The sequence below is a fragment of the Flavobacterium laiguense genome (genome assembly GCF_003097655.1).
In the GTDB taxonomy this organism is placed as follows: domain Bacteria; phylum Bacteroidota; class Bacteroidia; order Flavobacteriales; family Flavobacteriaceae; genus Flavobacterium; species Flavobacterium laiguense.
Map to the genome: position 1 here is coordinate 17,205 of NZ_QCZH01000011.1, position 12,681 is coordinate 29,885.

Genomic DNA, 12,681 nt, shown 5'->3' on the forward strand with positions numbered 1-12,681 from the left:
TAACAGTCACAAAATGAATCGAATTTCTTTTTAGCTCTCATACAGTTTAAGTCTATTTTTTATTGTAATTAAATCTTTCTCCAAACGGTCTATTTTTTGCAAAAGATTAAAAACTACATCAATTCCTTCGGGATTTACTTCCAATTCATGATGCAACCGTATCATTCGCTCTATATCCTTTATTTGCTCTTCTCGAATATAAGGTGATTGCTCAATGATTTCAATTTCAATCAAACCAATTTCGCTAAGATGGGTAAAGAAAGGAAGCTCGACTTGATAGTGAGAGCTAACCGTTTTTAAAAGGATTAAGTGATCCGTTTTCATATCGTTCTAAGCTTTGATAGTTCTGTAAATAACTCTTTTTCCTTTTCGGTTAGGTTTGTGGGTATCCTAATTTGATAGGAAATGTACAAATCCCCAAATTCCCCTTCTTTTTTATAGATCGGGAAACCTTTTCCTTTTAGTTTTACTTTGGTACCATTTTGGGTTCCCGGCTTAACGGTCAATTTTACTTTTCCGTCAAATGTGTTGGCTGTTATTTCTCCTCCTAAAATGGCTGTGTATAAATCTATATCAACTGTGGAATAGAGATTGTGTTTGTCGAGTTTAAAATTAGTATGATTTGCTATGCCAAAGGTAAGATACAAATCACCTTTGGGCCCACCATTGGCACCTTCACCACCTTGCCCGCTTATTTTTATGATCTGACCGTTTTCGACTCCCGCAGGAATGGTCAATCTTATATTTTTCCCATTTATTGTTAAGGTACGTTTGTGAGTGGTATAGACGTCTTTTAAGTCAAGGTGCAATTCGGCATTCAAATCTTGACCTTTAAAAGCAGCGGTTTGACGGCTACGGCTGCGTGCTCCTCCACCAAACATGGACTCAAAAAAATCAGAATAGTCTCCGCCGCCACTGAAACCACCGCCGCCAAACCCACCTTGTTGTCCTCCTCGTTGGTATTGTTGCTGTTGTTGTCTTGCTTTTTCGTATTCTTCCCCATGCTCCCAGTTTTCACCATACTGATCGTATTTTTTACGATTCTCGGGATTGCTCAACACCTCATTGGCTTCGTTGAGTTCTTTGAATTTTCTTTCGGCTTCTTTGTCGTTGGGATTTAAATCGGGATGGTATTTACGTGCCAATTTTCGGTACGCTTTTTTGATATCGGCTTCCGATGCACTTTTATCCACTTCTAAAATTTTATAATAGTCTATAAATGCCATTTTACTTCGTTTATCTAATTTGAATTATGATGTGAATACCCTTCTTGGGCAACAGAAAAAAACAGAAATATCAACTGGAAATAAGATAATTGCACACTCAAATTTAATCATTTTTTTAATATTAAAAGGCGGACAGGGTGTTTTATTGCAGGATGTTGTTAAGCAACAAATAAGTATTATTTTTTACTAATTATTGAATCTATGATAAGGCAAATAGGTAACGATAATTTCGATTATTCTTGTCATTCGATACGAAAACCAATTAATCAGTTTTGAAGATACACTACTCTTTAATTTAAGGGTTTCGGGAGTAATTTTTTGGGATTGCGAAATAATATCGCTGAGCAATACTTGAAATTCTTTAGAAAACTGTTCCGAATAAATTGCTACATCCATCTCGACACTTGCGTAAGAACTCAAATTATTGAGATTAAAAGAGCCGATGGTCGTCCATTTTCCATCTACTACCATCGCTTTTCCGTGCAAAACAGAATGATTCCATTCATACAGTTCCATATTGTATCGAAAAAGTTTCGCATATAAATAACAAGTAGCCCGTCGAACCATTGGAACATCTGATATTCCCGATAAAATCAATTTGATTTGCACTTTATTTTTGGATGCTATTTTCAAGGCCTGAATTATTTTCCTGCCAGGCAAAAAATAACTTCCCACTATAATTATTTCTTTTTCGGCATTACGGATCGATTTTATATACGCTCCTGTAATTTCCTTTTTTCTTTTTAACCAATCATTTTGAAGAAAAGCTACATATCCTTCTTCGGGAATCGAAACTATTGGTATTATTTTCCTTTCCTTTTTTAAATAAACTGCCCTGCAAAACTCTTGTAACGGTTCTCCTATTTTCCCATTCAGCTCAACTGCAAAATCCAACCAAGGCAATTCTCTCTCTGTTCCCCTGTATTTATTGGCAATATTAATACCTCCAATCAGCACCGTTTTTGCATCGGAAACAATTACTTTATTATGCAATCTCCTGCCGATATAAAAAGAACTTGCTGAAAACATGGGCGAAAAAAAACGAAAGTTAATCCCCATTTCTTTCAGTTCACTTATTGTTTTTGAAGAAAACGAAAAAGAACCAAAACCATCCAATACAATGTATATTTTGACATTGCGTAGTGCGGCTTCCTTTAGAGCGGTTAGAATTCTGCTTCCTGTTTCATCCTCATCGAAAATATAGATCTGAATATGAATTTCTGTTTTAGCATCAGCGATAATCTGTTCCAGACGCGAAAAATAATGGGCACCGCTATGAACAAGGCTCATACTTTCTATAGCATTAATTGACTCAGTATCCATTTGAATGGTTTTGTTTTGCTTTTATGGAATTGATCAAAATGAATTCAGAAACATTATCCGCATCCAAAATCCCTGTAAGCTGGTCGTTTTCATTGACAATTAAAACACTTGCCTTTTTTTCATACACCTGTTCAATTACTTTTTCTAATGGAGTATTTATATCAATGTAAGCCAGACTTTTATCCATCACATTATAAATAAACTCCTCTTCTCCTTTTTCAGAAAGAGCTTTAATAATCTGATTTTTGTTTAATGTCCCCACGAGTCCTCCATTCTGGATTACCAAAAATTTCCTGTGTTCACTTTCCAGAAGTATGGCTATCGCTTTTTTAACTTTTTCATCTGCTCCAATAGTTTGATACTCCTTCATAACAACATCTCTTACGGTATATCCTTCGAGTAAATTTTTGAACTCTACCGATTCGGTTTCAACTTGAGCTGAAAAAATAACAAACAAACCAATGAGAATCAAAAAAGGGTTAGAAAAAAACCCTATAAAAATAAATCCTACTGCTATAAATTGACCAACACGGGCTGCAATTTTAGTAGCTGTATTTCGGTCTAGTTTCAAAGCCAATAATGCCCTTAATACCCTTCCTCCATCCATAGGAAAAGCAGGAATTAAATTAAAAACCGCCAATGTCAAATTTACAATGTAGAAATTTAAAAAAAAATTATGGGCATTTATACCTCCAGATAATTGAACCAACCATTCCTCTGAATTTTGGGGTATGGTAATAAAAAGTTGCGTTATAAATGCCAAAACAAAATTTACGATGGGTCCTGCGATCGCTACGATTAATTCTTCTGATGGATTTTCGGGTAATCTTTCTAAACGTGCAATTCCCCCAATGGGTAAAAGTGTAATGTCCTTGGTCTTTATATTGTATCTTTTTGCAGTCAGGGCATGCCCCAATTCATGCAAGAGAACGGTAATAAAAATGCATAAAATAAATAATACTGACCATGCTATTTGCACAGAATTTTGCCCGTTTCTATAATTTATAAAAATAATAAACGCGATCAGTAGGGCAAATGTCCAGTGTATAAATATGCTGATGCCCGCAATGGTTCCAAGTTTAAATAATCCTTTCATTTTATTTTATTTTATTTTATTCATGATATAGGACAATAAATCACTTAACGTATTTGTTTTTCCATAATCTTTCTCAGGAATTTCAATTCCCAACTTTTCGTTCAGCGCTATAATAAATTGTAAAGCATCAAAGGAATCGATCCCCAGAGTTTCCCGAATATTCTCATCGGGTTTCAATACTGAAGGCTCTGTATCTGGTGCTATTTTTTTTAATAACTGAAAAATATTTTTTTTAATCTCATCTTCATTCATAATGATTCCGGTTTTTGTAAATTTCTAGCCAAAAGATTTAAAAACTGACTTCCCGTAAGTCCATCAGTGGCACGATGATCTCCCGCCAAAGTGGCATTAACCACAGATCGAACACCCAACATTCCGTTTTCTGCAAAGGGCTGTTCCGAGATACTACCAAAACCTATAATAGCAACTTGTGGTGGATAAATTACCCCAAAAACAGCATCAGCGCCACCGTCACCCATACTGGTAAGTGTTATAGTGCCATCACTCAATTCAGAGCTTCTCAATTTCATGGCTCTTGCTCTAGGAATGATATCATTTAATGTTTGCATGATTTCATCAACGGTTTTCAAATCAGCCTGATGAATGGCAGGAACCATGATTCCACCATTATGCAATGCCACCACAAAACCAATATTAATATCCTTTTTGGGCTTCAATCCATTGTCCCAAATGGCATTCAAATCTGGAAAATCCAACAATGTCTTCGCAATTGCTTTTATAAACAAAACAACAGGAAGCAATCTCGACTGTACTTTTCGCTGTTCATTTGCTTCTTGCAACCAGGTCAAGGCTTTGGTCAAATCTATTTTTTTTTCCAGATAATAATGCGGAATCTCCCTATTGGATTTACTCATTGCTGCGGCTATTGCGGCACGAATCGCTTCGGAAGAGGCAACTGTTTTCTCTGTTTCAATTACCGTTTTTTCTTTATCAATGACATCCCGTTGTGCGATGACATGCTCAACATCTTCTTTTGTAATTGCCCCATCAAATCCGCTACCTTTTATCTGAAAAAGTGCAATATGATGGTCTTCTGCCATTTTTTTGGCCAATGGAGAAGCTTTTATATGAATTTCTCTTTCTGCTTCCTGTGTAATCCCTTCTGTTGTTTTTTCTTGGATCGGATGCAATTCGATTGGTTTTTCTTTTTTGGTTTCCAAAGAGACTTCAATCGGATCAATCAATGCCAATACAGTTCCCACAGGTACTTTGGTGCCTTCCTCAATCAATAATTTTTCGATAATGCCTTCATCGAAAACTTCAATTTCAATGAGTCCTTTCTGTGTTTCCACTTCTGCGATAATGTCCCCTCGCTTCACTGAATCTCCTGTTCTTTTCTTCCATTCGATCAATGTACCGTCTTCCATGTCTGCACCCAAACTAGGCATTAAAAACTCAATCATGATGTATCATTTTTTTTACTGCATTTACAATATCCTGTATTTGGGGAACGGCAGCTTCTTCCAGATGTGCCGGGTACGGTATAGGCACTTCAATGCCACATAACCTTAATACTGGAGCATCCAAATCATAGAAAGTCTTTTCCATGATACGCGCGCTAACTTCTGAAGAAACACTTACCGAGCGCCAAGCATCTTCTACAATAATTGCCCGATGAGTTTTGGCTACCGAAGCCAGAAAAGTAAACTCGTCCAGTGGTCTTAAAACCCGCAAATCAATCACTTCAGCATCAATTCCAACTGTGGCTAATTCGGCAGCGGCATCGAGGCATTTATAGACTCCGATTCCATAAGTTATGATTGTAATGTCTTTCCCTTTTTTCAGCACTTTTGCTTTGCTGATATCAAGTATATCCGAATCAACAGCTACTTCTTTTTCCAAATTGAGCATTCCCGTGTATTCAAATAGCACTACAGGATCTGGACTTAGCAATGCCAAACGCAGCATGCCTCGAGCATCTTCATGAGTCCCCGCAGACAAAACAACCAAGCCTGGGATATGTGCGTAAAAAGGTTCCCAGCTATGCGAATGTTGGGCACCTAATTGCTTACTAATGCCACAACCCATCCGAATTACAAGCGGAACATGCAATTGTCCTCCCGACATGTGTTGTAGAGTAGCCGCATTATTTACAATTTGATCCATGGCCAGCAAACTGAAATTGACGGTCATTACCTCAACAATTGGTTTCATTCCAGCCAAAGCAGCACCAATTCCAGCACCTACAAAACCCGATTCAGAAAGAGGTACATCCATAATGCGTTCCTCGCCAAATTCCTGTAATAATCCTTTGCTTACCGCAAAAGCGCCTCCGTAACGTCCCACATCTTCACCCATCAAAAAAACGTCTTTATCATTTTGTAACGCTTCGCGAATGCCTTGTTTTAAAGCTTCACGGTACGTAAGGGTTGTATTCATAACAGGATTTTCCATGGATGTTTTTTTTTATTTTTCGCTGTAAATAAATTTAGTCAATTGTTCTAATGGCTCCCATGTTCCCGCTTCCGCAAAATCTACTGCCATCTGGATTTTGTGCTCTATTTTTTGCTCCATTAGCTCTATTTCACTTTCTGAAATCCATCCCTTTTGCAAAAGAAATTGTTGGTATTGTGGTATGGGATCTCTTTTTTTCCATTCGTCCACTTCGGTTTTTTCTCGGTATAATTCGGCGTCAAACATAGAGTGCGCTCTAAACCGATACGTATTACAAACCAACAAGTATGGTTTCTCTTCGCTTCTAACTTTTTTAACCGCTTTATTGGCTGCTTCTATAACAGCCCGCAAATCCATTCCATCCACCGCAGCAGATTCTATACCATAAGTCGTTCCTTTTTTTTCGATATCTGTCATCGCATGGGAATACTTTAAGGCGGTGCCCATAGCATACAAATTATTTTCACAAACAAACAAAACCGGAACTTTCCATAGAGCGGCCAGATTTAGGGCTTCATGAAATTCTCCTTCGGCAGCGGCGCCTTCACCAAAAAAACAGCAGGTAATGTTTGTTTTCTTTTGTTTTTTGGATGCCAATGCCATTCCCACAGCTATGGGAAGATGACCACAAACAATGGCATTACCACCGAAAAAGTTTTTTGAGATATCAAACAAATGCATTGAACCGCCTCTCCCACGACTACAGCCTTCTAGTTTGCCATACATTTCGGCCATTATAACATCGGCATCAATTCCTCTAGCCAAAGCATGACCATGTTCCCGATATGTAGCCAATACATTGTCATCGTCATTTAAAGCTTGTATTACCCCTACTGCCACGGCTTCTTCACCAATATATAAATGAAGAAATCCTCTAATTTTGGCTTTAGAATATTGTTCGGCGGCTTTTTCTTCAAACCGTCTTATGAGCAGCATTTGATATAAGAGTAAGAGCCCTTTCTTCTCATTTATCTGAACAGTTTTTATATCAGATTGTAGCATGTTATTTTATTTTTATAGTCCAAATGCATAATAATAGTAAGTAGGGTCATTTGTCTATTTCCCTAATGCATAACAACTCAACTTTTCGGTTGAAATTGATTTTAATTTTCACTTTATCTCTAAAGACCTCAAGATTGCTCCAAAGTTGAAATATCTCCTTCGGGAAGTCCGAGTTCACGCGCTTTCAATAATCTCCGCAAAATTTTTCCGCTTCGGGTTTTGGGAATGCTTTCCACAAATTCAATTTCTTTGGGAGCCACGGCGGGTCCCATTAGTTTTCTGGCAAAACCCATAATATCCATTCGGATTTCCTCATTGGATTCTATACCGCTTTTCAAAACCACGAATGCTTTGACCAACTCTCCAATTATAGGGTCAGGTTTACCAATAACAGCAGCTTCGGCAACTGCTGGATGTCGCATTAGCGTGCTTTCAACCTCAAAAGGGCCAACCATATGTCCCGAAGTTTTGATAATGTCATCGGCACGACCGATAAACCAGAAATATCCATCAGCATCTTTTTTGGCCAAATCACCGCTTAGATACCATTCGCCAATAAAACATTTATTGTACCGTTCTTCTTCATGCAAATACCCCCGAAAAAGAGAGGGAAATCCTTTTTTCAAAACCAGATGCCCTTGAATATTGGGTTCAGTAATAAATTTTAATTCTTTATCATTTATTTCGGCAATGGCTATTTCAACCCCAGGAAGCGGTTTTCCCATCGATCCGGGTTTTACTGTCATCGATGGGTAATTGGCAATCATAATTCCACCCGTTTCGGTTTGCCACCAATTATCGAGAATTGGAATTCCGAAATTTTCCTGACCCCAGATCACGGCTTCTGCATGAAGTGGTTCTCCTACACTTAGAATTAGTCGAAGGTCCTCAAGATGGTATTCTTCACATGGTTTAATTTCCAATCGCATTAATCGTCTGATGGCCGTTGGAGCCGTGTACCAAATCGAAATTTTATGTTCTTCCAGAATCGAATACCATCTTATGGCATCAAATTCTTCTTCGTCTATAATACTGGTAACCCCATGAAGCAAAGGAGTAATTATTCCATACGAAGTTCCCGTTACCCAACCTGGGTCTGCGGTACACCAATAGCGATCACCTTCGTGAAAATCAAGCACATATTTTCCAGTGGCATAATGGGTAAGTACGGCTTGATGCACGTGCAATACCCCTTTGGGCATACCGGTTGTTCCACTGGTAAAATGCAGTAATGCCGCGTCTTCGGGATTGGTTTCCGGTATGCTAAATTCGGCACTGGCTTGTTCCATAAGTTTAGGAAAAGACATTATTTGCGCTGAGAAATGTTCGCTAGCGTCTGTTAGAATAATGAACCGAAGCGAGGGAAGTCTTTCCAATAATGGTTTTATTTTTTTTTCAAATAAAAGAGAAGTGGTCACCAAAACTGTAGCATCGCCCCTACTCAACCTTTGGAAAACAGGATCTGGTCCAAAAACCGAAAATAACGGACAAAAAACAGCTGTATATTTTAATGTTCCCAAAGCTGTTGTATATAATTCAGGGACTCTTCCGGCAAAGGAAAAAACGCGTTCTCCTTTTTTAACCCCTAACTTTTGAAGTACATTCGCAAATTTGGAGGTCTGTTTTTGCAATTCACCATAAGTGAGATCTTGAAAACTTCTGTCTTTTCGAATAAAACGAAGTGCAACCGTATCTTTTAAATGGGTTTGTGCATGGCGATCTATGGCTTCATGGGCTATATTCAATCCTTTCCCGTCAGGGAGCTCGTTTAATTCTTTGGCAATTTCATCCCATGAAAAAGAAGATTGTACTTTGTCATAATTCGAAAGATGGTGATCAATATTCTTTTTGATGGAAATCATATTTTATTTTATAAAAATGGAACCAAATAAAATCTTAAAAACGTTCTTATTTACTGTACATTAACTATATACAAGGAATGAAATTTGAAGAAAACAGGAAGACTTAAGGTTCCTTTTCTTTTGCCAATTAATTTTAAATTCACTTCATAAGCATGAATTCAACTACTGTTTTATTTTTTCTATCCGTACCGAAGTTATTTTATATTCAGGCGTTTGCACATAATTATCTCTAAACGGCCCTGTTATTTTGTTGATAAACACTTCTGTATTACTGAATGTTGCAAAGCATTCCCCTTTTCGAACACTGTCATCCATTTTCACTTTCAAAAAAGCAGTTCCGTATTTGCTCAAAATTTTAGCCTTTTCCCCTCCTTTCATTTTCATAAGCGTGGCATCATCCGGGTGAATGTGAATAAAATCGGAAGGTTGGATTTCTTTATTGGCAGTTCTGTAAGTCATTGTCCCCGAATTGAAATGATACAATTCCCTTCCGGTAACTAGTATAAAAGGATACAATTCTGAGGTTTGCTCAAGTGTAGGTACAAAATCTATTGAAGAGAGATTCGCCTTATCACCAATTGGGAAGCTTTTTTCATGAAGGATTTCCGTACCGGGATGGTTTTCGTCTGGACATGGCCATTGCAAACCATTATTTTGTATACGCTGATAGGTAATTCCGAAAACGGCCTTCCATACCTGTCTGATTTCATTCCATATTTCTTCGGCTGATGTATAACTGAACAACTCTTTTTTATCCATTTTTTCAGCCAATTCGCATACAATTTCCCAATCGGTTTTTACCTCCTCTGGTGCTGGAATCATTTTTCTTATTCTTTGAATTCTTCTTTCGGAATTCATAAAAGTACCCTCTTTTTCGAATGAAGAAGCAACGGGCAGAAACACATTGGCAAATCGTTTTGCAGTCTCGGTCAAGAACATGTCTTGCACGATGAGTAAATCCAGATTGCTGAAAGCTTTTTCGGTATGGCTTGAATCGGGCATGGTAAAATAAACATCAAATCCCACAATCCACATGGCTTTGAGATGACCCAATGCTGCAGTATCAATCATTTCCGGAAGAGTGAGTCCTTTTGTATTGGGCAAATTGGTGTTCCAAAGTTTTTCAAACCGCTCCCTATCTTTTTTTACGGATGCAAGCCCCGTATAAGAACCTGGCTCACAACCCATTACGGCCGCACCCTGTACATTGTTTTGTCCTCGCAAAGGATTAATTCCGGATCCGGATTTACCCATATTCCCCGTAATCAGTGCCAAATTTACCAAAGCCATTACCGACTCGGTTCCTTGGGTATGCTCCGTTAATCCAAGTCCGTGAAAACACATCGATGGAGATTCGGCAGCATATAAGCGGGCGGTTTCCCAAATTAATTCTTCCGAAATCTGACATATCCTGGCCGCACGCTCTGGTGTCCATGCGCTGATAAATTTTTTAAAGGCTTCCCAACCTTCCACTCGATTGTCTATAAATTTTGCATCAAACAAACCTTCTGTTATAATAACATTTGCCATAGCATTAAACAGCGGAATATTGGTACCTGGCTTTAACTGCAAATGGTATTTGGTATATTTTGCGAGTTCAATTTTCCGAGGATCTATCACAATCAAATTGGCGCCATTCAACACGGCCTGTTTGATTCTTGCCCCGACTATTGGGTGATTTTTCGTGGCATTGCTTCCTGAAATCAGAATTGTTTTGGCTTTCTCAATATCATCAAAAGAATTGGTGGCCGCTCCAGTCCCCAGCATCATACTCATTGCTTTGGCTGTGGGCTGATGGCAAACCCTGGCACAATTTTCTACATTATTTGTTCCGATAACGGCTCTTGCAAATTTTTGTATCAGATAATTTTCTTCGTTTGTTGCTCGTGCAGAACCAATAATACCAATACTGTCAGGACCGTGTTGCGCTGAAATTGCTTTAAATTTCTCGGCACAAAAAGCGAGAGCCTCATCCCATGAAACCTTTTGCCATTCTCCATTTTTTCGAATCATGGGATGTTTTATACGATCTTCGGCATAATTATAATTCCAGGCATAGCGTCCTTTCACACAAAGATGTCCTTTGCTTACGGGAGATTCCATTACAGGACGAATCCCCATAATTTTTTCGTTTTTGGTTTCAACATTTATTTCGCATCCCACACCACAATAAGCACAAACGGAACGAGTCGTTTTTTCTGCAATCCCAAATTGAATGACATTTTTATCTTCAATTGCACCCGTTGGACAAGTATCTACGCATGCACCACAGCTAACACAGGAACTTTGGGCAAACAAGCCCTTTGAGTCGGATACAATTTGTTCTTGATCTCCTCTTTTCGACATGTGCCACACGAACTGACCTTGCACTTCATCACATATTCTGATGCATCTCTCACACTTAATGCATTGTAACATATCAACTTGAATATAAGGATGGGAGGTGTCTTTATGGGATTTGGTTTTAATTGATAATTCTCCCTTTATACCATAATGATTCAACCAATAATGAAACTCTTTATCAGGAAATTCTTTTACGGCAGATTGCGGATATTCTTTGGCCATCATGCCAAGAATTCCTTTTCTGTAAACCTCTATTTCCTGAGAAGCGGTTTCAATTTCCATCCCATCCAAAAGCAAAGTGCTACAGGATGGATGCCAATGTGGATCTCCATTTACTTTTACAAGGCAACTGCGGCAAACCGATGAGGAAGAAAGTCTTCTATCATGGCATAACGCAGGGATCTTAATAGCATTGTTTTGCAACAATTCTAGAATGGTTGTTCCTGCTACGAAGGAAAAAAGACGGTTATCTATTTTTGCTGAAGGCATTCCTTTAATTTTATGGCATTTATTTTTCACTTCTTCTTAAAAAAACAAACCAATACACCAAACCCACCAATACTGCACCACCTATAATATTGCCAATAGTAACAGGCAGTAAATTATTGAATAGGTAATTATACCATGAAATGGATTCATAATTTAGTGTCGATTGATGAACCAGTGCCAAAAATTTAAGATCACCATGATTCAACACCAAAATAGCTTCGGGGATGAAATACATGTTTGCAATACTGTGTTCAAAACCACAAGTCACAAAAGCCGTTATGGGAAATAGAATGGATGCAATTTTTCCGGCTATTGAACGCGAACTAAAACACAACCAAACTGCCAAGCAGACCAAAATATTACACAAAATCCCTAACATTATGGCCTGAACAAATCCCAATTCACATTTGGCTTTTGCTATATTGAGTGCGTTTATTCCCACTGAGCCCGAAGCAAATGAATATTGCTTGGAAAAAAACATTAAAAAAGCAATGAATAGTGCCCCAATCATGTTTCCCAGATAGACCAAAAACCAATTCCTTATGATTTGGGAAGTGCTTATTTTTTTATTTGCCCAAGCCATAATAACCAAATTATTGCCCGTAAATAATTCCGCACCACCTACAATCACAAGAACTAGCCCAAGACTAAAAGAAAACCCTCCAAAAAGTCTTGTCATCCCATAAGACATAGTTGAACCTGCCGTAACCGTTGTAAAAAAAATAGAACCAAAAGCAATAAAAGCCCCTGCAAGCATAGCTAGAACCAGCGTTTTTGATAGAGACATATTCACTTTTGAAACGCCTATCAATTCTGCTTGCAGAGCCATTTCGGGAGGAAGTAAAGAATCTACATTTTTTACATTCATTTTTTAGTATTTAAAACCCGTTGGGTGTAATTGTTTTTTTACCACATAGAAACATAG

General features: G+C 38.1%; 11 protein-coding genes. All 11 read right to left on the reverse strand.

All coding sequences use genetic code 11. From position 1 onward, the window contains the following. Nucleotides 1-30 precede the first annotated feature (30 nt). The gene (locus DB891_RS10705) at nt 31-324 is read right to left on the reverse strand and encodes a chaperone modulator CbpM (protein ID WP_116763369.1); all 294 of its coding nucleotides are present in this window, start codon (nt 322-324) and stop codon (nt 31-33) included. Beyond that, nucleotides 321-1,226: a DnaJ C-terminal domain-containing protein gene (locus DB891_RS10710; protein ID WP_116763371.1), complete on the reverse strand. Its 906-nt coding sequence runs from the start codon at nt 1,224-1,226 to the stop codon at nt 321-323. The genes DB891_RS10705 and DB891_RS10710 overlap by 4 nt, the downstream gene beginning before the upstream one ends. Nucleotides 1,227-1,412: 186 nt before the next feature. Then, nucleotides 1,413-2,549 carry a phospholipase D-like domain-containing protein gene (locus tag DB891_RS10715; RefSeq protein ID WP_116763373.1) on the reverse strand — a complete coding sequence of 379 codons (1,137 nt, stop codon included), beginning with the start codon at nt 2,547-2,549 and terminating at the stop codon, nt 1,413-1,415. After that, nucleotides 2,539-3,645, reverse strand: coding sequence for a site-2 protease family protein (locus tag DB891_RS10720; RefSeq protein WP_116763375.1), 1,107 nt, complete (start codon nt 3,643-3,645; stop codon nt 2,539-2,541). The genes DB891_RS10715 and DB891_RS10720 overlap by 11 nt, the downstream gene beginning before the upstream one ends. Before the next feature lie 6 nt (nt 3,646-3,651). Beyond that, a complete protein-coding gene (locus DB891_RS10725) occupies nt 3,652-3,897 on the reverse strand; it encodes an acyl carrier protein (protein ID WP_116763377.1) in 246 nt (81 codons plus the stop codon). Further along, nucleotides 3,894-5,069 carry a dihydrolipoamide acetyltransferase family protein gene (locus DB891_RS10730; RefSeq protein WP_116763379.1) on the reverse strand — a complete coding sequence of 392 codons (1,176 nt, stop codon included), beginning with the start codon at nt 5,067-5,069 and terminating at the stop codon, nt 3,894-3,896. Before DB891_RS10730 ends, DB891_RS10725 begins: the two co-directional genes overlap by 4 nt. Then, entirely contained in the window at nt 5,062-6,060 is a 999-nt protein-coding gene (locus DB891_RS10735; protein WP_223256089.1) for an alpha-ketoacid dehydrogenase subunit beta, read from the reverse strand. The genes DB891_RS10730 and DB891_RS10735 overlap by 8 nt, the downstream gene beginning before the upstream one ends. Nucleotides 6,061-6,072: 12 nt before the next feature. Continuing rightward, nucleotides 6,073-7,062, reverse strand: a complete 990-nt coding sequence (gene pdhA / locus DB891_RS10740) for a pyruvate dehydrogenase (acetyl-transferring) E1 component subunit alpha (protein ID WP_116763381.1) — start codon at nt 7,060-7,062, stop codon at nt 6,073-6,075. 128 nt (nt 7,063-7,190) lie between these two features. Then, entirely contained in the window at nt 7,191-8,924 is a 1,734-nt protein-coding gene (gene acsA, locus DB891_RS10745; protein ID WP_116763383.1) for an acetate--CoA ligase, read from the reverse strand. A 162-nt stretch (nt 8,925-9,086) separates the two neighbouring features. Next, complete coding sequence (gene fdhF, locus DB891_RS10750) at nt 9,087-11,756, reverse strand: formate dehydrogenase subunit alpha (RefSeq protein ID WP_116763485.1); 2,670 nt, start codon at nt 11,754-11,756, stop codon at nt 9,087-9,089. Nucleotides 11,757-11,775: 19 nt separating this feature from the next. Beyond that, nucleotides 11,776-12,624: a formate/nitrite transporter family protein gene (locus tag DB891_RS10755; protein WP_116763385.1), complete on the reverse strand. Its 849-nt coding sequence runs from the start codon at nt 12,622-12,624 to the stop codon at nt 11,776-11,778. Between the last annotated feature and the right edge of the window lie 57 nt (nt 12,625-12,681).

Bases quoted from the DNA above. Each gene is read 5' to 3' on its own strand.
- DB891_RS10705 (WP_116763369.1), bottom strand. From the start codon at position 324: ATGAAAACGGATCACTTAATCCTTTTAAAAACGGTTAGCTCTCACTAT.
- DB891_RS10710 (WP_116763371.1), bottom strand. From the start codon at position 1,226: ATGGCATTTATAGACTATTATAAAATTTTAGAAGTGGATAAAAGTGCA.
- DB891_RS10715 (WP_116763373.1), bottom strand. From the start codon at position 2,549: ATGGATACTGAGTCAATTAATGCTATAGAAAGTATGAGCCTTGTTCAT.
- DB891_RS10720 (WP_116763375.1), bottom strand. From the start codon at position 3,645: ATGAAAGGATTATTTAAACTTGGAACCATTGCGGGCATCAGCATATTT.
- DB891_RS10725 (WP_116763377.1), bottom strand. From the start codon at position 3,897: ATGAATGAAGATGAGATTAAAAAAAATATTTTTCAGTTATTAAAAAAA.
- DB891_RS10730 (WP_116763379.1), bottom strand. From the start codon at position 5,069: ATGATTGAGTTTTTAATGCCTAGTTTGGGTGCAGACATGGAAGACGGT.
- DB891_RS10735 (WP_223256089.1), bottom strand. From the start codon at position 6,060: ATGGAAAATCCTGTTATGAATACAACCCTTACGTACCGTGAAGCTTTA.
- pdhA (WP_116763381.1), bottom strand. From the start codon at position 7,062: ATGCTACAATCTGATATAAAAACTGTTCAGATAAATGAGAAGAAAGGG.
- acsA (WP_116763383.1), bottom strand. From the start codon at position 8,924: ATGATTTCCATCAAAAAGAATATTGATCACCATCTTTCGAATTATGAC.
- fdhF (WP_116763485.1), bottom strand. From the start codon at position 11,756: ATGCCTTCAGCAAAAATAGATAACCGTCTTTTTTCCTTCGTAGCAGGA.
- DB891_RS10755 (WP_116763385.1), bottom strand. From the start codon at position 12,624: ATGAATGTAAAAAATGTAGATTCTTTACTTCCTCCCGAAATGGCTCTG.